General features: G+C 52.6%; 23 protein-coding genes. 9 read left to right on the plus strand and 14 right to left on the minus strand.

The features are described from left to right. The 4 genes from ACRBB0_RS08495 to ACRBB0_RS08510 all read right to left on the minus strand — a co-directional run. The coding region (locus ACRBB0_RS08495) for an ArdC family protein (protein ID WP_431373994.1) at positions 1–619 on the minus strand (619 nt) is incomplete at its 3' end. Between the two features lie 510 nt (positions 620–1129). Beyond that, positions 1130–1396 carry a DUF2798 domain-containing protein gene (locus ACRBB0_RS08500; RefSeq protein ID WP_431373995.1) on the minus strand — a complete coding sequence of 89 codons (267 nt, stop codon included), beginning with the start codon at positions 1394–1396 and terminating at the stop codon, positions 1130–1132. Next, positions 1393–1938 carry an NADPH-dependent FMN reductase gene (locus ACRBB0_RS08505; RefSeq protein WP_431373996.1) on the minus strand — a complete coding sequence of 182 codons (546 nt, stop codon included), beginning with the start codon at positions 1936–1938 and terminating at the stop codon, positions 1393–1395. Before ACRBB0_RS08505 ends, ACRBB0_RS08500 begins: the two co-directional genes overlap by 4 nt. Positions 1939–1954: 16 nt before the next feature. Continuing rightward, positions 1955–2644, minus strand: coding sequence for a pirin family protein (locus ACRBB0_RS08510; protein WP_431373997.1), 690 nt, complete (start codon positions 2642–2644; stop codon positions 1955–1957). A gap of 108 nt (positions 2645–2752) precedes the next feature. Here ACRBB0_RS08510 and ACRBB0_RS08515 point away from each other — a divergent pair, with 108 nt between their 5' ends. After that, positions 2753–3637, plus strand: a complete 885-nt coding sequence (locus ACRBB0_RS08515) for a LysR family transcriptional regulator (protein WP_431373998.1) — start codon at positions 2753–2755, stop codon at positions 3635–3637. Here the strand turns inward: ACRBB0_RS08515 and ACRBB0_RS08520 are convergent. The 3 genes from ACRBB0_RS08520 to ACRBB0_RS08530 form a co-directional block, all read right to left on the minus strand. Next, positions 3634–4029, minus strand: coding sequence for an MAPEG family protein (locus tag ACRBB0_RS08520; protein WP_431373999.1), 396 nt, complete (start codon positions 4027–4029; stop codon positions 3634–3636). The genes ACRBB0_RS08515 and ACRBB0_RS08520 overlap by 4 nt on opposite strands. A gap of 203 nt (positions 4030–4232) precedes the next feature. After that, positions 4233–5213: a haloalkane dehalogenase gene (locus tag ACRBB0_RS08525; protein WP_431374000.1), complete on the minus strand. Its 981-nt coding sequence runs from the start codon at positions 5211–5213 to the stop codon at positions 4233–4235. 66 nt (positions 5214–5279) lie between these two features. After that, the gene (locus tag ACRBB0_RS08530) at positions 5280–5576 is read right to left on the minus strand and encodes a DUF1330 domain-containing protein (RefSeq protein ID WP_431374001.1); all 297 of its coding nucleotides are present in this window, start codon (positions 5574–5576) and stop codon (positions 5280–5282) included. Between the two features lie 100 nt (positions 5577–5676). Between ACRBB0_RS08530 and ACRBB0_RS08535 the strand changes: the two genes are divergently transcribed. Both ACRBB0_RS08535 and ACRBB0_RS08540 read left to right on the plus strand, forming a co-directional pair. After that, complete coding sequence (locus tag ACRBB0_RS08535; RefSeq protein WP_431374002.1) at positions 5677–6288, plus strand: TetR/AcrR family transcriptional regulator; 612 nt, start codon at positions 5677–5679, stop codon at positions 6286–6288. Further along, positions 6275–6940 (plus strand): DNA-3-methyladenine glycosylase I, encoded by a 666-nt coding sequence (locus ACRBB0_RS08540; protein ID WP_431374003.1) that lies wholly within the window; start codon positions 6275–6277, stop codon positions 6938–6940. The genes ACRBB0_RS08535 and ACRBB0_RS08540 overlap by 14 nt, the downstream gene beginning before the upstream one ends. An 84-nt stretch (positions 6941–7024) precedes the next feature. Here the strand turns inward: ACRBB0_RS08540 and ACRBB0_RS08545 are convergent, their stop codons facing one another. Next, a complete protein-coding gene (locus tag ACRBB0_RS08545) occupies positions 7025–7999 on the minus strand; it encodes a LysR family transcriptional regulator (protein WP_431374004.1) in 975 nt (324 codons plus the stop codon). A gap of 83 nt (positions 8000–8082) precedes the next feature. Between ACRBB0_RS08545 and ACRBB0_RS08550 the strand changes: the two genes are divergently transcribed. Genes ACRBB0_RS08550 through ACRBB0_RS08560 form a run of 3 tightly spaced genes read left to right on the plus strand, consistent with a single transcriptional unit; the run spans position 8083 to position 10488 of the window. Beyond that, the gene (locus ACRBB0_RS08550) at positions 8083–8802 is read left to right on the plus strand and encodes an SDR family oxidoreductase (RefSeq protein WP_431374005.1); all 720 of its coding nucleotides are present in this window, start codon (positions 8083–8085) and stop codon (positions 8800–8802) included. Next, positions 8802–9467, plus strand: coding sequence for a glutathione S-transferase family protein (locus ACRBB0_RS08555; protein WP_431374006.1), 666 nt, complete (start codon positions 8802–8804; stop codon positions 9465–9467). The genes ACRBB0_RS08550 and ACRBB0_RS08555 overlap by 1 nt, the downstream gene beginning before the upstream one ends. A 58-nt stretch (positions 9468–9525) precedes the next feature. Then, positions 9526–10488 carry an aldo/keto reductase gene (locus ACRBB0_RS08560; protein ID WP_431374007.1) on the plus strand — a complete coding sequence of 321 codons (963 nt, stop codon included), beginning with the start codon at positions 9526–9528 and terminating at the stop codon, positions 10486–10488. 247 nt (positions 10489–10735) lie between these two features. Here ACRBB0_RS08560 and ACRBB0_RS08565 read toward each other — a convergent pair whose 3' ends face one another. Beyond that, on the minus strand, positions 10736–10969 hold the full coding sequence (locus tag ACRBB0_RS08565) for a hypothetical protein (RefSeq protein ID WP_431374008.1): 234 nt from the start codon (positions 10967–10969) through the stop codon (positions 10736–10738). 128 nt (positions 10970–11097) lie between these two features. On the opposite strand from ACRBB0_RS08565, the gene ACRBB0_RS08570 reads away from it, so the two are divergent. After that, positions 11098–11970 (plus strand): LysR family transcriptional regulator, encoded by an 873-nt coding sequence (locus ACRBB0_RS08570; protein WP_431374009.1) that lies wholly within the window; start codon positions 11098–11100, stop codon positions 11968–11970. A gap of 55 nt (positions 11971–12025) precedes the next feature. Here ACRBB0_RS08570 and ACRBB0_RS08575 read toward each other — a convergent pair whose 3' ends face one another. Genes ACRBB0_RS08575 through ACRBB0_RS08585 form a run of 3 tightly spaced genes read right to left on the minus strand, consistent with a single transcriptional unit; the run spans position 12026 to position 14318 of the window. Continuing rightward, positions 12026–13066: a serine hydrolase domain-containing protein gene (locus ACRBB0_RS08575; RefSeq protein WP_431374010.1), complete on the minus strand. Its 1041-nt coding sequence runs from the start codon at positions 13064–13066 to the stop codon at positions 12026–12028. Then, positions 13063–13728: a hypothetical protein gene (locus tag ACRBB0_RS08580; protein ID WP_431374011.1), complete on the minus strand. Its 666-nt coding sequence runs from the start codon at positions 13726–13728 to the stop codon at positions 13063–13065. Before ACRBB0_RS08580 ends, ACRBB0_RS08575 begins: the two co-directional genes overlap by 4 nt. Continuing rightward, entirely contained in the window at positions 13725–14318 is a 594-nt protein-coding gene (locus ACRBB0_RS08585; protein WP_431374012.1) for a TetR/AcrR family transcriptional regulator, read from the minus strand. Before ACRBB0_RS08585 ends, ACRBB0_RS08580 begins: the two co-directional genes overlap by 4 nt. A gap of 78 nt (positions 14319–14396) precedes the next feature. Here ACRBB0_RS08585 and ACRBB0_RS08590 point away from each other — a divergent pair, with 78 nt between their 5' ends. Then, positions 14397–14786 (plus strand): RidA family protein, encoded by a 390-nt coding sequence (locus tag ACRBB0_RS08590; RefSeq protein WP_431374013.1) that lies wholly within the window; start codon positions 14397–14399, stop codon positions 14784–14786. A gap of 88 nt (positions 14787–14874) precedes the next feature. After that, entirely contained in the window at positions 14875–15288 is a 414-nt protein-coding gene (locus tag ACRBB0_RS08595) for a hypothetical protein (protein ID WP_431374014.1), read from the plus strand. On the opposite strand, the gene ACRBB0_RS08600 is transcribed toward ACRBB0_RS08595, so the two are convergent. Together ACRBB0_RS08600 and ACRBB0_RS08605 are read right to left on the minus strand one after the other, a co-directional pair. Beyond that, a complete protein-coding gene (locus ACRBB0_RS08600; protein WP_431374015.1) occupies positions 15275–15805 on the minus strand; it encodes a cytochrome b in 531 nt (176 codons plus the stop codon). The two genes, ACRBB0_RS08595 and ACRBB0_RS08600, sit on opposite strands and share 14 nt — an antisense overlap. Then, positions 15802–16299: a cytochrome P460 family protein gene (locus tag ACRBB0_RS08605; protein ID WP_431374016.1), complete on the minus strand. Its 498-nt coding sequence runs from the start codon at positions 16297–16299 to the stop codon at positions 15802–15804. Before ACRBB0_RS08605 ends, ACRBB0_RS08600 begins: the two co-directional genes overlap by 4 nt. Positions 16300–16944: the final 645 nt, after the last annotated feature.

Consider the following 16944-nt stretch of genomic DNA (forward strand, 5'->3'; position numbering starts at 1 on the left):
ACCGGAGCGCGGCATTATGGATCACCTCATGCGCCAAAGTTCCATAGTAGCCTGCCGCATTGTGAAACGTGGCAATTGGCGGCATATGGATGTGATCTTTAGCGGGGCTGTAATAGGCGCGCGGGTCGTCGCTAGTGAGGATCTCCGCCCCCGTCCGGCTGAAAAACGCCTTGAGCTCTGGATCTTCTGCTGTGCCAAGATCGCGCGGGGCCTCGGGATGGATGTAGTACTCATCCAGCAAACCTTCGATCTGATCCGCGTTGAAGACGCGATAGGCGCGCGCATAGGGCAGCTCTTCCTCGATTCCCAATTCGTTCTCTCGGGTGAACGTCCCGTATTTGACCACAGTCGACGACGTTTCGCCTTTGCGGACTTGGCCGCCCAGCTCCTGCGCTTGCTTGTAGGTCATCCAGCGGCTGGACACATGGCCTTGCTTGGCCGCCATGACCCAGAGCATCAGGATATTGATCCCGCGATACTCCTCGCCGTTGTGTCGGGTTGGCAGGGCAATGCCGGACGCGCTCCCTGTCCACGGCTTGCGCCATGGCGGCGTGCCTGCCTCGATCTCTGCAATAATGGTTTCGGTGACATGGGCATAAACATCAAACTTCGGTGCCATTTGTGGCCTCCTCGATCAAAGTGACGCGGGTGAGGCTTCGCGCCCCCTTCCGCCGATGGGCTGCGCCTCGGCCACCTGATCTGACCGGATACGCATGTATTCGGCGGAACGGAGTGGGAGAGGGCAAAGCCCGACCCACGGCCCTGAACGGGGCTGTCAATCGGCCACATTTGCGAAGAAAATGTCTGCGCCGAAATCAGACGCCAATTTGCCGCGCGAGGAATGGCTCGCCCGCGAGACAGGGGAAATTGGTGGCTGATTTTGGGGATGGACTATGGTTGACCGCCACGGTCAGGGATGTTGGGCGGACCAAACAAAAAGAATGATGCCTGGATCGGGGTGAGCGGGCCACCGGCCCGTTGAGCCCCAGTGCAGACTACAAGAATTTGTCGCCCGCGCACCTGGCGCGGGCTCGTTTCCATATTCGGGAAGATATTTTTTCTGACCGTCGGAAAGAGTGCAATTCAGCCGACAAGAACTTTTCATGCTGAAACACCTGAACCCAATTGCCTAGAGAAACAAGAAGCTCCTAAATGTTTTTTTCCGTTCAATTCTCTCAGAGATGGCCGCAGAAATGCGCCGCAGCGTCGCTCCGAGCAGAAGGTCCAGGCTCATGGCAACAGGCCAAGCAATCAAGACGCTCTGTACCCAATTTATGACCCAAGTCTGGGAGAGTCCAAAAGCCAGGAAAGTGAATAGGCCAGACAGCGCCGTAGACATAAAGCCCGCCATCACAAAGGACATTACGAGTTGGGGAAGCCGATCTGAGTTTCTCATTTTGCAACTCCAACATTCTCTGCCAGCGTGTTCATCGCGATTTGCAGCCGATCAACAATACTCGGCTCGGTAACCTCGCCAGTTTTTGCGTCAAACACATCGTAAAAGCTCGGGACAGATACTGCGTCTTGCAAATCGACACCAAAAAATGGAGCTGAGCCCTTTGCTCCGGTCAGTACCGACGATGCTCCGCCCGCTCCGGGTGACGTCGCAAGAAACACTGTGGGTTTATTTTGATAAACCTGTTGCTCGATGCGGCTGGCCCAATCAAACAAGTTTTTATAGGCAGCAGTGTAGGATCCGTTGTGCTCTGCGAATGATACGACGACCCCATCTGCAGAACGTATCTTTTCGAGGAAATCCTTAGCGGCTTGAGGCTGACCAATCTGAGATTCTTTGTCTTCGCTAAACAGCGGAAGTTCGAAGTCATTCAGATCCATTACTTCCACCTCTGCGCCGGGGATAAGGCTGGATGCATAAGCCGCCAGTGCCTTGTTAATGGATTTTGTGCTGTTGCTTGCGCCAAATGCGATGATTTTCATGTTTCACCTCGACCTATTAAAATGTTTCTGTGTATTGGATCAGGACCAGATTGCACCCTGTTGCTGTGCTAAGCTCAAGCGCATCACCTTCGACAACGTCACCTGCGGCGACAGGTTGCCCATTGGCTATCGCTTCACCGTCATTCACAAAGGCGACAAACCGATGGCGGGTGGACGCGCTGTCGCCAGGCCCAAGCAGACCGATCTGGCAGGTCATTTCATTCCTGAACGTCTCGCCGCTGCCACCAAGCACCGTCGTCATCTTCCCTTTTTCCAGAGTGAAATCCTGATACCCTGGCTCAAGCCCTTTTTCCGGAGGTAGGAACCAAATCTGCACCAGATCTGCTTTTTGACCGTTCAGGCTGAACTCCGCGTGTTCGATACCTGTTCCCGCGCGCTGCACCTGCACGCCTGGCCCACTGATGGACGTGCCATGTCCCATTGTGCCCTCATGCCCAACAGCGCCGTTGGGTATAAAACTCACGATATCAATATCTTTGTGGGGGTGCAGAGGCGCTCCGTCATTTGCTTTAAAGTGACCTGAAGCCAAATAAACAAAGTCACCAAGCCCGTGGCTTACGTCTGGACGATTTGCAGCGTCTTTCCAAAGGCGCGGGTTCATAACCATCCGAGTTTCGACGATACCTGCGAAGCCACCCAGAGGTAGGTCACCACGGTGAATGATACGTGTGCTATCGGGTGTCATTTTCTTTCTCCTAATCTGTTCTCGAGAAAGATATCGCTGCAATGGATCAGTTGATAATATTGTTTATTCAGCTTAATGATCGCGAAAATAGATCAAATGGAATGCACTATGACACTTGAACAGCTCGTCGTATTGAACGCGATTGTCGAACAAGGCACATTCAGAGGCGCGGCGGACTACCTGAACAAAGCGCAATCCGCCATCAGCCATATGCTAAGAAAACTCGAGGACGAGCTTGGATTTTCTGTGCTATCCCGCGAAAACTATCGTCCCGAGTTGACGGAAAAAGGTGAGGTATTTTACCGTCACTCCCTTCGCGTTTTACAGCGGGTGCAAGACCTGAAATCCATCGCCAAAACACTGAACTCAGAACAGGAGGCAGAGGTTGCCCTTACAGTTACGGCAACCTTTCCATTTTCGCCGATCTTGGGTTTGATCGGCGAAATGACATCTAGGTATCCCGCGACACACATCAGAGTCACACGTGATAATATGGGGGGCTCACTAGAAAAGCTGTTGGCCGATGAGGTTCAAATTGCAATCTCAACGCTGGATGGGGTGCCTTTGGATCGCGTCGAGGCCCTGCCTCTTGCGCCGGTCACGATCTTACCTGTTGCACATCCTGACTTCCCTGCAGCGCGTGGTGGGATTGTAAATTCTGATGCTGAAATGCAATCTCACATTCAAGTCGTCGTTTCGGACAGCGGTTCGGCGAACAAGCAAAGTCGAGGCCTGTTACCCGGCGGCCAGCGATGGACAGTTTCCGACTTTGCGACGAAGAAAGAAATCCTGCTTGCAAACATGGGATGGGGCGGCATGCCCCAACACATGATACAAGGGGAACTGGACCAAGGCGATCTTGTCCGGCTGAATGTCGAAGGGTACCCACCTGTGCAAGCCGAACATTTTGTAATGCGCCGTCGGGATGTTACAATTGGCACAGTCGCACAAGCGGTTTGGGACAGGCTAAAGAGCTTGAATAGCGGCTCCTAAATATGAGGCCAGATCCCAACAACCATTGCAATTAGTCCAGCGCTTCCAACCATCCATACAACGGACCGAAGCCCAGGAATGCCACTCACGTAAGCGGGCACATAGACGATCCGGGCGACCGCAAAGATCGCCGCGCCCAGCTCGGTGATCCCGCCAGCAACCCCCTTTTGCTCTGCCAGCAGCGCTAAGGTTAGAAAAATTGGCAGTGCCTCCATTAAGTTTCGCAACGCACGATCAAACCGACCACCGAGTACAGGCATATCCGGCTGATTGTCCCGAGGGCCTAGAGCGATTTTCACACTGCCTTTGGCGTTCAGAAGGTAGCGCACAATGGGCGCAAGCATGCACTGCACAAAGAAAGTCAGCAAAACCACAAAAATCCAATAAACCATACGCTATCTTTCGTTTGTTCGTCCGTTCGGGCACCGTCGTTGTACGCTAGGGTGATGCATGCCTCCCAGTGAAGATTCACGAACTGCGAGGCTCAGTACTTAGCCTTCAAGATACTGGTTTTCTACGGGACCGGAAGCCAAACATGCTCATAAATTATTGAGGGCGCGGACGGAGGCGCACCTAGTGCGCCCCCATTGTTTACTCAGTGACGGCGCAGCCAGTCTTCGATGGCGCGGCCGATGCTGTCGGGTTGATCCTCTTGAATGAAGTGGAGCCCTTGGCCAATGAACGCTGTTTCGATGTTAGAGATCAGATTGGTGTAGAAAGGCACCGCCTGCGGTGGCACCAACACGCCGGGGTCTGCATAGGCCAGCAACACAGGCATTTCTGTATTGCTCATGAATGTTTGGATGTCTTCCATCAGCGTCACATTTGATGCAGGCTCACCACCGATCGGCACTTCACGTGGCCAGATCCAAGTTGGCAAACGGTCGTCCATCTCAGCGTATGGTGCTCCGTATTCTGCCTTTGCAGCTTCGCCCAACGGACGATTGATCATCATCGGAAGGATATTTTCAACGAACATGTTTCCTTCCATGATCATCTGGTGACCCTGTTCCGGATCACGCATAGCGCGGAACATGCCGCCCATTTCTTCCCCCATGGCCTCGTAGCTGGCTTGTGGGAACGATGGCGGCAAGACACCTTCCATGAACACAAGTTTCACAACCATTTCGGGATGTCTGCGGGCGAAATCCCACGCCAGCGCCGCCCCCCAATCGTGGCCAACCAAAGTGATCTCTGAAAGGCCCATTTCTTGGACAAAGGCGTCTAGGTAACGCGCGTGATCCGCAAAGGTGTAGTCGATCTCAGGCTTGGCCGAGTGCCCCATGCCGATCAGGTCCACAGCGATTGTTCTATGCGTATCCGATACATGTGGCATGATGTTGCGCCACAGATAGGCCGCCGTAGGATTGCCATGGATAAACAGAACGGTGTCGCCCTGTCCCTGTTCCAAGTAGGACATCGTAGAGCCGAGAACTTCCACGCTGTGACGCGCGATCGACAGCTCTTCGGCAATAACAGGCACAGGCAACCGTGGTCCGGCCTCCTGCGCAAGGGCCGGTGAAAATGACAGCAGCGCTGCAGCCAAGACAGATATGGTTTTTATCGATTTAGACATGATTTCTCCCGTCCGAGGCAGCGGTGCTGCTCGGGTATTTGATTGATAAATTGTAGTGTTGGGGGGTTAGGCCGCCGGGACTTCGTAGGCGACGAACTGCATCTCGCCAGCTTGTCCTCTCAGGTCAGTAAAGGCCTGATATTCAGGGGAATTGAACCAAGCATTCAATGCGTCCAAAGATGGAAATTCGACAATGCTTGTGATGTGCTCACCTGCATCATCGCCGAGCAACGTGCTGTCTGCCGCGCCTTTCAGCACCAGTTTTCCCTTATGCGCACCGATGGTCGGTCCCGTGGACTGGGCATACTCCTGCATTTTGTCTTTGTTTTTTACGCGAATCCGCGAAACGAAGAAGGCTGTCATGAGTGGTCTCCTTGACTTAGATTAATTTGTACATGTATGTATAAAACACGTCACTTCAGTTTTGTCCATATGTGTACAAAACTTTTTAAAGGACCAGAAAATGGGACGACCATCGACTTTCGATCGCGGGGCTGCAGTTGAGACTGTGATGCATGCAATTTGGCAAAACGGATATGAGGCCAATTCCGTTAAGGCCATGTCAGAGCAGCTCGGGATCACACGGTCCAGCTTTTACAACTCGTTTGGTTCACGCGAAGACCTCTTCAAAGAGGTGCTTGCGGCCTATTTCGACCAAACACCAGATCGCGCCCTTTACGGTGATCCGCCAGACATGCCCGTGCTTGCACTCATATCAAAAACGTTTCGCGAGATTGTGGCGATCCGAGCGTTCGACCCCGAAAAGCGCGGTTGTCTGGCGGTTAATTGTGTCAGCGAACTTGTAGGACATCATGAAGAATTGGGCCCGATGCTCGGCACGGCAGTCAAAAACAGCGCCGCTCGGTTTGAAGAGTTGTTGAACATTGCCGTTGCACGGCAAGAATTGCCACAAGACACCGACACCCATGGTAAAGCATTGGCTTTACAGAATTTGCTGATCGGCCTGAGTGTCTTTGCAAAAGTCCTGCATGAAGAAGGCGAGCTTTGGCTGATGGTGCGCACCACACTTGAGGGACTTGGAATTTATCGGGAGGTCACCGATGCGGACGTTTGACGAGATCTACGACATCGCAGCCGAACGGAAGGGCGGTGCGGAGGCGCTCGAAACACTGCTGAGCGCACCACGAACATCTGAAGAGCTGGCTGCAATCCCAAGTGATCGATGGCTATCCGCCATGGCCAAATGCCTCTTTCAGGCTGGCTTTAACTGGAAGGTCATTGAAGCAAAATGGTCGGGGATCGAAGAGGCCTTTGACGGGTTCGACCCCGTCCGCGTCGCTTTCTACCATGATGAAGACATTGATCGCTTGCTTTCGGACAAACGTATCGTGCGCAACGGCGCAAAGGTTGACGCCGTGATCAACAATGCGCGTTTCATTCTGGATATTGAGAAATCGGCCCCGAGTGTTGGCGCATTCTTTGCGGACTGGAAGAGCGATCAATATGTTGACCTTTTACAGCTGCTGTCCAAACAGGGTTCGCGCCTTGGCGCGTTAACCGGACAACGAATGCTGCGCATGATGGGGAAAAACAGTTTTCTGCTGTCGCCTGATGTTGTGGCCCGCCTTGTCGCAGAAGGCGTCGTTGACAAAACACCAACATCCAAACGTGCCATGATTGCGACGCAGGAGGCGTTCAACATTTGGGCAGACCAGTCTGGGCGGGGTTTGACCCAAATCAGTCAGGTGCTGGCATTCAGTGTCTAACGGACAAAATTGACCTTATGGCGTGAAATGGCTTTTCCCCTCGGTTCCCGCACATTTGGGCAGATTTGGAGAACGAGTTGGTAATCAGCCTTTCGGGTGTTGCGAAACCTTTGCGGTATTTCGCTCAGTGTTTTGGTAAGGGTCCGTTGATGTTGAAATTCGAGCCGCTATTCGTCCTATAGCTGCCTTGACCCATGATAAGCGATGATCGTTGTCGAAACGTGGATGCCAGATCATATGATAGTCTATCGGTTGAGTGCTAAAAGGTAGCTGCTTAACTCGAAATGAGTCTGTATTCTGCATGGTGGACAATGCGGTTGATGGAACGGTTGTTATGCGGTCGCTGCGCAGTAGTTCAGGCGAAACCATGGAAAAAGAAGGAACGGATAGCACCACTTTACGTGACATTCCGTTCTTTTTGAGCACATCGTCAATCGTTCCACCTCTCATTCCAAGTGGCGCGACCAACACATGTGAAGCGCTCGCGTAATTGCCCAAAGTGAGCTCTTGATTTGCCAAGGGGTGGTCACGCCGCATGACGCAGACGAATTCGTCTTGAAACAGGCGGCGTTGCTTGAGCTGGCCTGGAGCGTGCCAATTTACTGCGATCAACAGATTGACTTGGCCAGTTTCAAGTTGGTGCAGCGAATAGTCAGGCTGCAACGGCATTGTTTTCAAGGTGAGGTTCGGCGTCTGGAGGTCAAACTCCGCCGCCAAAGCTGGCAAGTATCGCATCAAGATTTCGTCTGTGGCGCTTAGGGTAAAGACCCCTTTGAACTGTCTTGGATCAGGTGTTTCGTTATCGGTTAACAGCGCGACATCTGACAACAACCTGTCCACTCGTGGAATGAGTTCCAACGCCCGAGGGGTCGGCTGCATGCCTTCGCTCGTCCTTACAAACAATGGATCGTCAAGCCACTCCCTGAGTTGAGAGAGGTGCTTGCTGACTGCAGATTGCGTGAGCCCTAAAATATGCCCCGCCTCCACAACGCTTCCCTCCCGCAAGATCGCCTGAAACGTCTCGAGCAAATGAATTTTTGACAAATTCCGATTCGGCATAGTGGAAATTCCATACATTCCATTTCGGAAACGCTTAACGCGACCTAGCTACCAAACTCAACAAGAATAAAAGGATTCATCAAATGCCCAATCTAAACAACAAACGGATCGTCGTAACCGGCATAACCGGTGGCATCGCAAACGCGACGGTTCAGCGGCTTCTGAAAAGTGGTGCAAGCGTTATTGTATCAGCCCGCACGCAAGAAAAATTGGATGCAGCGCTGGCTACTCTGGACGGTGACATCACGGGTCACGTCATGGATTTGGCCAGCGAAGACAGCATCGCGGCGTTTTTCGAGAAGGTCGGCGAGTTTGACCACCTCATCACCCCAGCAGCCTCAAGTATGTTTGCGCCGATCGCCGAGATGGACATGAAAGCGGCGCGCGAAATTTTGGAGACCAAACAATGGGGCCAAATGCTGTGCGTTCACTACGGCTCCAAAATGATCTCGAAAACCGGTTCGATCACTGTGTTCTCGGGTACCGTTACACAGAAACCACTGCCAGGATCGACTATGTTTGCGGCCGTCGGGGCCGCGAGCGAAGCAAGCGCACGTGTCTGGGGATTGGAGCTTGCCCCTGTGCGGGTGAATTCAGTCGTGCCGGGTATCATCGAAACGCCGATTTGGGGCAACTTGATGGGTGACGCTGCCAGCGACACCTTGGGCTCCATCGCAGAAAGCCTGCCTGTAGGCCGCGTTGGTTCAGCAGATGATGTCGCCAAGGCTGTAGAATTTCTGATCGACAATGAGTTCGTGAATGGTCACGCGCTGGTTGTTGACGGCGGTCATCGGTTGATCTGATGAGTATGAGCCCCCAACCACAACTGATCAGCTTTGAAATCTGCCCGTTTGTACAGCGCGCGCGTGTTATTCTGAATGCCAAGGACACAGTCTGCGAGGTCACTTACATTGATCTGGCCGACAAACCTGACTGGTTTACAGATCGCGTTCCGACTGGGCGCGTTCCCGCGCTGTTTGTCGGCAACGATACCGTTTTCGAATCCACCGTTATCAATGAATACTTAGACGAAACTCTATCTGAGCCACTGCTGCCTGATACACCTCTGGCAAGGGCCAAGGAACGGGCGTGGATTGCGTTTACTGATGGTTTGATCATGTCCCAATTTCGGAGCTTAGCAGCGAAAACCAAGGAAGAGTTCAACATCGAATGCACCGCAATGCTGGATGGTCTATCCTCGATGACCGACCTGATAGCCGCACGCTACGGCGAGGAATTCAACATCGGTATGCTAGAGGCTGCAATCGCTCCGGTCTTTACAAGGGTGTCTAAGGTGCCAGCTCTGAAAACAGCTTTTGAGCAACGGTTTCATGAAGGACACCCAATACGCGTCTGGGCTGAATGGCTACTTGATCAGCCTGCGGTCTCTCAATCCGTTCCCGACGTGTTTGATGCGCGGTTCAAAGCCTTCTTTGAACCCAAGGGCAGCTACGCCCTCTCGAATTAAGCTCCTACACCCCGCCAGGCAAGAGCGGGGTGTATTTTCGTCAAATAGGATAATTACAATGAAAACACGTACCATTGGCAAAGATAAACTAGAAGTTTCCGCACTCGGGCTCGGGTGCATGGGGATGTCCGAGTTTTACGGCGAAAGGTCTGACACAACCTCCATCGCGACAATCCAGCATGCAATCGAAACGGGCGTTAGCTTCCTTGATACCGCTGACATGTATGGATCAGGTCACAACGAAGAGCTGATTGGAAAGGCGATTCAGGGCCGCCGCGATAAGGTCGTCCTAGCCTCGAAATTCGGCAACATGCGGGACGGGCCCGCCTTTTTAGGCGTGAACAGCAGCCCTGGCTACGCGCGTAAGTCCATTGAAGACAGCTTGCGGCGTCTAAATGTGGAGGCGATCGATCTGTACTACCTGCACCGAATGGATCCATCGGTTCCAATCGAAGAAACCGTCGGCGCTATGGCCAATATGGTGTCTGAAGGGAAAGTCCGTCACCTTGGCCTCTCTGAGGTCGGACCCGACATTCTGAAACGCGCGGTTAGTGTTCACCCCATAACCGCGCTGCAAACCGAATACTCCCTTTGGGATCGCGACATCGAAGCAGAGATCTTGCCAATGTGCCGTAACCTCGGGATTGGGTTTGTGCCGTACAGCCCACTAGGCCGTGGCTTCCTGACGGGGCAAATCACTGATGTTGGAGCGTTGGAAGACGGTGATTGGCGCAAAAGTCAGGCTCCACGGTTCCAGGGTGACAATTTCTCTGAGAACGTCCAATTACTGACGGCATTTCAACGGCTCGCGGAGGAGAAGTTATGCACTCCGGCCCAGCTCGCGTTGGCTTGGCTCCTCGCTCAAGGTGATGATATAGTCCCAATCCCTGGGACACGCCGGATCGAAAGGCTGAACGAGAATGCGGGTGCCGTTGACGTATCTCTTACTGCAGAAGATCTTGCGACCCTAGACAAGGCGTTTCCGGTTGGCGCGGCTTTTGGCACGCGCTACCCGAACTAATCGCCCAAGCAGGCGCGCGAAGAGTTGCTCTCTATACCCCGCGCCTGCTCACTGAATACGTATGAGTACTCACTGTCTTGGTTGTTGGCATCAATAGATATAGTGCCCGTTTCTCATATTCAGCCCTCTAATTTGCGATTTAATCCGATTCAGTTAGCGGATCACCAAACGGAGCGTATTCTTGATAAGTCCATATTCGTGAGAGACACCGCCCCCGACCTTAGCCATTTCACTCATCCACTTCATACTACGCCCAGCGAACAAGGCCAATAATGGCTGAGGCCGCGTAGAAAAACTGAAGAGAAAAAAAGGCCCATCTCTTGTCTAAGAAACCCCACCCAGCAAAGAGTGCGGCGGAGATGAGTAATAAGGTAAACCCAACGATTTCATTGCCAGTGTTTGATGCGATCAGTAGCGCATAGATGATCGCGAGCGCCGAACCTGTCACTTCTAGTACTGTTATGAGGTTGGTAGTTTTCATGGTCTCAATTGCTCCTGTTTGCGTGTTGTTTGATCTTTTCCGGTATTGATAGAGCTTGACGCAACATGACGAAAATGGAATTTTTTCATTAAACAACCCACTTTTGTCATATGGGGATTGAAACGAAGATGAAGCGACTGGATATCGAAGCGTTGCGGACCCTTTGCGCGATCGCTGAGCATGGTGGCATCACCCGCGCTGCGGAACACTTGTCGGTGTCGCAATCTGCAGTCAGTCACAAGGTTAAACGTTTAGAAGAAAGAATTGGTTGTTCATTGTTGACCCGTCAGTCCGGTGCTCCGTTGCTTTCGGAAGATGGACAACGACTTTTGGTCTATGCGCGGCGAATTTGCGCTATGCATGACGAAGCAGTTCAAAGCCTGAGTACCCGTCCAATTTCCGGCCACATACGTCTAGGAATGACCGAAGATGTAACCAGCAGTGACCTGTCGCGTATTCTTGGTCGCTTCACCCGCTTGCATCCCAATGTGAGTGTACGCACACATGTTAGGCAAAGTGTTGTCCTTCAACGTGAACTGGAGAAGGGCGAAATCGACATTTCGATGATGCAGATTTTTGCAACCGACCTAAGGCCGTCTGACACAGTTTTGTTCACTGATTTGGTCCATTGGGTCAAAGCCAAGGATCTAGAGCTACGCTGCGACTGTACAATCCCATTCCTCGCCTATGATGACGACTGTTTTTTTAAGCATTGGGCGATGGACATTGAAAACACTCCGGCGACAGGGCTTGAAACCATCTTGGAGTGCGCAAGTTCGGCGGGCATCGTTTCGGCGGTTCAGTCTGGTCTGGGCGTTGCGTTGCTTCCTGGCAGATATCTGACGGACGAGATGCAAATCCTCGACCATCAGTTCTCGCCGCCTCCTGAGCTTGCTTATGTTTTGCGAGTTGGACGGAATTCACGGTCCGCACACTTCAAGTCATTTGCCAAGGAAGTCTCCAAGGGCGTCACTCCAAAAGTCAGCCTGCAAGTCGTCTGAAATACTACATCTAAATGGCGCGCGACGGTTGAACTCGTGCTTCCCAACTCTGCAATCATAATTTCGGAGCAAAGTCTTGGGCGCTACTCAACATAGTCTTCATCGCATCGAATGCAGCGTCGTTCCGCCCCGCCGAAAAGAACGTCGCTCCAGATGAACTGACGTGTCGCCACTCGGCCGAGAAAATCTCATTGCCCCCGTCATGCCAAAGGACAGTGGTACCATCCGCAAGGGGCTGGACAACGAGGCCATAGCCATAAAATGTATCGCCATCGCCCTCATCAATATGCGGCTTGACGGCCTCAGCCACCAAAGCGGGGTTCACAATTTCCCCCTCAAGGAATGCGGCCCAGAATGACAAAAATCCCTGCGCGGTTGTCACCGCTCCTCCATTGCCAATCAGGTTCCATCCAGGCTCTAGCCCGCCCCAGCTTGCATCGGCCACAGCGCGGCGCTGAAACCCAGTCAGCCACCCCCTGTTGCTCGTGATCGCCCTTTGCGCATCATAAGCACGGGCATAGCCAATTGCGGGCGCGCCATCGGGGATCACCTCGTCGATTAAATAGTCTTCGTAGCCAAGGCCGCTCTGCACCTCGATGATCGCGGCCAACAGCGAATATCCTGCGTTGGAATAGGAATAGGCGCTGCCCGGCACGGCCTCCAGGGGCGCTTCAAAAACGCGTTGCAAAAATTCGGATCTTGTCAATTGTTCTGTGTCGTTTCCCGTTGATTCAACAATTCCAGACCCATGGATCAGCAGTTGGTGAAGGGTTATCTGCGCCTTGTCCTCTGGCACATCGGGCAAAAGCTCACCTAAGCTGGCATCAAGCGAGAGGCCTTTGCTCTGGGCAAGATGAAGCACTGCGACTGCTGTCACCGTCTTTGTTATCGACCCGAGATCCACGATCTCATCGGCTTGTGGGGCGTCTATGTCCAGAAAACTCTCGACATCCATCGCACCGGCGGCGTCTCGCGCTGCAACAACGACGGCAAGGTCGGTTGCAGCGACGCTGCCCAAGGCTCCGCGCGTTGCTGTATCGGCATAACTCGCCGTTGCGATCAGGGTCAGCAGAAATGCTGCGGCAATCCTGTTCAAATGCTCTCCTCCAAAACAGTGATCAAAGCCGCCCCAAGATTGGCATTGTGAACCGGTGACCCATGGCAGGGCAGCAAATGCGTCGGTGGCTGCATGGATATCTGTTTTTCTAGCCACTCCCGGTAGGTGCTAGCATGTTTAATCCCGAATTTGGGGAATGTGCCCAGCATGCTGGGGGCCGTGTTGAACTCCCCCTCTGGGCGCAGTGCGCCGCTGAAGGCATCGGTGACAAGCCACGCGACCCTTTGGCCCTGCTGAACCTGCAACCAGACTTCGCCGGTCTTTAAACCCTCAGGCTGAAGCAACTGCATATTCTCAGGCAAAGCAGCGCTCAAAACATCCATTGATGCGAAATCCAACCCAGTTTGTTTTTGCAATCTCGGTCTGGCCACATCAGAGCAGACGAATGTCGCATCTGGGAGCAGATCTGAATAAGGTTTGAGCCCTTTGTTATGATAGTGATTGGGCGCGAAGATCATAGACACAACACCCAGTTCAGCCGGACCTGCGCCGTCAGCCTTAGCCACGCCCGCAACCGGGCTATACAGACAGAAATCTCCGGTTTTCAGTGTGAAAGCGAAGCAACTCAGCTTGCCAGATCGCGCGACACTTAGCTGGTCAAACCCATCGATTTGGCGAAAATTTGACAGGGCACCGCTCATCCCCGAACCGCCTCGTGCAACATGGCCGACAGCACATTCACAAGCGGCTTGCCCGCATCATGCGACCCTAGCGTTCTGTTTTGCGCATGAACCCCCATGACCCCAACGACAAGCGCCTTTGACAGCTCCTCCACATCGAAATGCTCAAGGCCGCCATGTGCTGCGCGCTCATTCTCCAGTGCTGCACGAAAATGCTCTTCGAGCTTGGACCAGTACGCCTGCGTCACCTCTTCCAGCCTCGGGCTTTGAATGCGCGCGTTTTCGATGCCGGTATTGACGGCCAAACATCCAAATTCGCTGGATGTCATAGAGCCCGGCGTGACCAGATCGGTTAAAAACGTGATAATTTCTTTAATTCCACCTGTTTTCAGAGCAGGCAGTTTTATCGTCGCGGCCGCGTCACAATAGCTTTGCAATGCTTCCAGATAGAGCCCCTCTTTGCCGCCAAATTCCGACCGAATGGCGAACTGGTTTATACCGGCGATCCGCTCAAGCTCGCGTACCCCAAGGGCCTGATAACCGTGCTGCCAAAAAGCATGGCAGGCCTTGCCGACGGCTTCCTGACGATCATATGATTTGGGTCTGGGCATCATTTTTGTCCGTTTGACTTTTTCAATACAGTCGCATAGGAATTGATTCCATGCAAGTGTATAGAAATGAGAAGCCCAATGATTGAAGCCGTTTTTCCAGAAAACAAACAAGCAAACTACGAGGCCTATGGCTATTCAGCCGCTATCAAAAGCGGAGGTTTCTTGTTTATCTCCGGTCAAGTTGGCGTTGATGATGAGGGCGCAGCACTTGCCGACCCGGCCGCGCAATTCCAGCAGGCTTTCGACAATTTGGGCACGGTTCTCAGCGCCGCCGGTGTGGGTTTCAACAGCATTGTCGACATCACGTCGTTTCATATCGATATGCACACCTATTTCGACACCTTTGCCGCCGCAAAGCAAAAGGTGTTCCCCGCTGCGCCCTACCCAAACTGGACGGCGGTTGGCGTCGTTACTCTGGCCGATCCGGCGCTTTTGCTGGAAATCAAAGCCACAGCACGCCTGTCCTAGAAAGCTGGGGGCGGTCCGGCCAACGGACCATCCTGCCTCTTCTCTGGCGCGACGTGCATCCAAGCACCTTTCACAACAGATCGAAAAAATGTCTCAAAAACAATTCCTTACCTTCGCCGCTTTTATCGCTTGTTCGATTGGGTCAATCGCCCTGTTTTTTCCGATGATCCTGCTCGTCGAAATGAAGGCGGCAACTGCAAGCGGCGCTGCACTGGTTATGGCCAGAACAGCTGGGGCATTTCTTTTGGGCGTCGGTATCCTCAACTTTATGGTCAGAGCGGACAGTGCCTCCCCAACTATGGTAAGTATTCTTTTCGCGAATGCCATGATTCAGTTGTTCATTTTGCCGATTGATCCTATCGCGTATTTCACCGGCGTTTACGGAAATCCAATGTCATTTATTCCAAACACAATTCTACATATCGGCTTGCTGTTCGGGTTCGCACACTTTTGGCGAAAAACGAAGACTGAGATCGCGGCGAACCACGCTAAGATTGCTTAAACCCCATCCGCGACAAAACCGCATTGCCGTCTAGCATTTGGTGCAACGCAGCCGCCGCGACGTGCGCAGAGACCAGCGTAATAAATGCAATTGAACAAATTCTATGCGACCGCGTGGCGAATGCTGCAAGGGATGTGTTCAACTCGATTACAGGCAGTGAAATTATTCCAAATATTTCGAATTCAAAACCAAGTGCGGCCAGTCTTAAGTACCCGGTCACGGGTAGGATAAACAAACAGATATACAGAGACGCATGGGCGACAATCGCTCCCCAGCGCAGTACTGCTTTCGACGGGAGAGCCGGAGCTGGATTGAAAATCCTAGCTCCGAGTCGAACAAACGTAACGATGAAAATAAGCCCTCCGAGGGAGATGTGAGTCTGAACTAAAGTTTCAGAGAGTATTGGGTGAGTGTCATACACTAACTTGTTTAGCATGACTGCTGAGACCTGTACTGCAACGAGGATCAGGGTTGCCCAATGGCACAGGCGAACCGGTAGACTATAGTATTGCTTCATTGCGTACGTTCTCTTCGGTAGACCTCAAGGGCGCAAGGAGCTCGCCCCGGTTTGTCGCATAGGAAGTGGGACAAACCGAATTGCGATGCGCCTTCAAGTGCGGGTCTGGTAAAGGTGAAATCAGTTTCTGCGGCTTGAGCGTGACACGACAAACATGACGCCTGTGGCCGCGTGGATAGGTCAACATCCCCATTGAACGAACCATACTGCCAGCGTCCATCAACCTTTTGTTTGTGGAAGACCGTACTGATTTCACCCTCAGAGTAATAGGTTTCCATCAACACTCGCGTCCCGTCAGGGAGAGGAAGTCCATTTTGAACCGTTTCTAGAACATCAGGCGTAGTCAACATGCGGCGGTAAGTTCCATCCGTTCGGTTGACTTGAGCATAGGCTACGAACCTTTCTCCATAGCGCTCAGTTGCGGTGTCCGACGATGCCCAGAGGGTTGTTGCGAAAACGAACAAACTCAAGGGTGTAAAAAAATTGATGTTCATGAACTTTCCAGTCTTGCTCAATAGATCGAGTGGTCAGAGCTTGAACTAGACAGCTCGATCAGAATTTTATACATACATGTACAAAACAAACAATTCAAGCACATCCAAAGACCCTGCTTTCCGCAAATGTTCCTTATTTCTCTAGAGAAGGTGCATTTCTAAGCCGCCAAGTTCGCTCTTTTTGCTGTACGGGTCGCACTGGTATATAATTGCACTGCGCGCGCCATTTGGATACCCAAAGACCAGCGCACGCAACGACCTTGGCATATGTCAGGCCTACTGAAAAAGGCTACCGGAAAACAACGCCATCATTATCCACAACAATGAGCTGCCCTAGCAGACTAGTGGACCGCCAAACTCTAGCCCCGTTCCATGCCCAAATAGCAACTCAAGAAGTGCCTATTCCAAGCACCATACTGACGGTGGCGAAACGCATTATTTCATTTAACGGATGCGCCCCCACCACATCATCCCTCTCGATTGTGGTAAAAGTGGCAGAAACAGGCATCGGGGTAACTCCGATCATACAAGTCCAGGTCACCATATTGATCTCGTTACGGTTTCTTTTCGGCGCGGAAGATAGCGTGCGTTTGCGAAACTATTTGCTGCCCAAGTGAAGCAAGCAGCGATGGGCCCCGCATCCCC

The sequence above is a fragment of the Pelagimonas sp. genome, assembly GCF_050633425.1.
Taxonomy (GTDB): Bacteria; Pseudomonadota; Alphaproteobacteria; order Rhodobacterales; family Rhodobacteraceae; genus Pelagimonas.

Excerpts from the sequence above, each read along its gene's own strand:
- ACRBB0_RS08550 (WP_431374005.1), top strand. The coding sequence starts at position 8,083 with ATGCCCAATCTAAACAACAAACGGATCGTCGTAACCGGCATAACCGGT.
- ACRBB0_RS08520 (WP_431373999.1), bottom strand. The coding sequence starts at position 4,029 with ATGGTTTATTGGATTTTTGTGGTTTTGCTGACTTTCTTTGTGCAGTGC.
- ACRBB0_RS08585 (WP_431374012.1), bottom strand. The coding sequence starts at position 14,318 with ATGCCCAGACCCAAATCATATGATCGTCAGGAAGCCGTCGGCAAGGCC.
- ACRBB0_RS08505 (WP_431373996.1), bottom strand. The coding sequence starts at position 1,938 with ATGAAAATCATCGCATTTGGCGCAAGCAACAGCACAAAATCCATTAAC.
- ACRBB0_RS08525 (WP_431374000.1), bottom strand. The coding sequence starts at position 5,213 with ATGTCTAAATCGATAAAAACCATATCTGTCTTGGCTGCAGCGCTGCTG.
- ACRBB0_RS08590 (WP_431374013.1), top strand. The coding sequence starts at position 14,397 with ATGATTGAAGCCGTTTTTCCAGAAAACAAACAAGCAAACTACGAGGCC.
- ACRBB0_RS08565 (WP_431374008.1), bottom strand. The coding sequence starts at position 10,969 with ATGAAAACTACCAACCTCATAACAGTACTAGAAGTGACAGGTTCGGCG.
- ACRBB0_RS08535 (WP_431374002.1), top strand. The coding sequence starts at position 5,677 with ATGGGACGACCATCGACTTTCGATCGCGGGGCTGCAGTTGAGACTGTG.
- ACRBB0_RS08570 (WP_431374009.1), top strand. The coding sequence starts at position 11,098 with ATGAAGCGACTGGATATCGAAGCGTTGCGGACCCTTTGCGCGATCGCT.
- ACRBB0_RS08595 (WP_431374014.1), top strand. The coding sequence starts at position 14,875 with ATGTCTCAAAAACAATTCCTTACCTTCGCCGCTTTTATCGCTTGTTCG.
- ACRBB0_RS08510 (WP_431373997.1), bottom strand. The coding sequence starts at position 2,644 with ATGACACCCGATAGCACACGTATCATTCACCGTGGTGACCTACCTCTG.
- ACRBB0_RS08515 (WP_431373998.1), top strand. The coding sequence starts at position 2,753 with ATGACACTTGAACAGCTCGTCGTATTGAACGCGATTGTCGAACAAGGC.
- ACRBB0_RS08555 (WP_431374006.1), top strand. The coding sequence starts at position 8,802 with ATGAGTATGAGCCCCCAACCACAACTGATCAGCTTTGAAATCTGCCCG.
- ACRBB0_RS08605 (WP_431374016.1), bottom strand. The coding sequence starts at position 16,299 with ATGAACATCAATTTTTTTACACCCTTGAGTTTGTTCGTTTTCGCAACA.
- ACRBB0_RS08600 (WP_431374015.1), bottom strand. The coding sequence starts at position 15,805 with ATGAAGCAATACTATAGTCTACCGGTTCGCCTGTGCCATTGGGCAACC.
- ACRBB0_RS08545 (WP_431374004.1), bottom strand. The coding sequence starts at position 7,999 with ATGCCGAATCGGAATTTGTCAAAAATTCATTTGCTCGAGACGTTTCAG.
- ACRBB0_RS08530 (WP_431374001.1), bottom strand. The coding sequence starts at position 5,576 with ATGACAGCCTTCTTCGTTTCGCGGATTCGCGTAAAAAACAAAGACAAA.
- ACRBB0_RS08540 (WP_431374003.1), top strand. The coding sequence starts at position 6,275 with ATGCGGACGTTTGACGAGATCTACGACATCGCAGCCGAACGGAAGGGC.
- ACRBB0_RS08580 (WP_431374011.1), bottom strand. The coding sequence starts at position 13,728 with ATGAGCGGTGCCCTGTCAAATTTTCGCCAAATCGATGGGTTTGACCAG.
- ACRBB0_RS08500 (WP_431373995.1), bottom strand. The coding sequence starts at position 1,396 with ATGAGAAACTCAGATCGGCTTCCCCAACTCGTAATGTCCTTTGTGATG.
- ACRBB0_RS08560 (WP_431374007.1), top strand. The coding sequence starts at position 9,526 with ATGAAAACACGTACCATTGGCAAAGATAAACTAGAAGTTTCCGCACTC.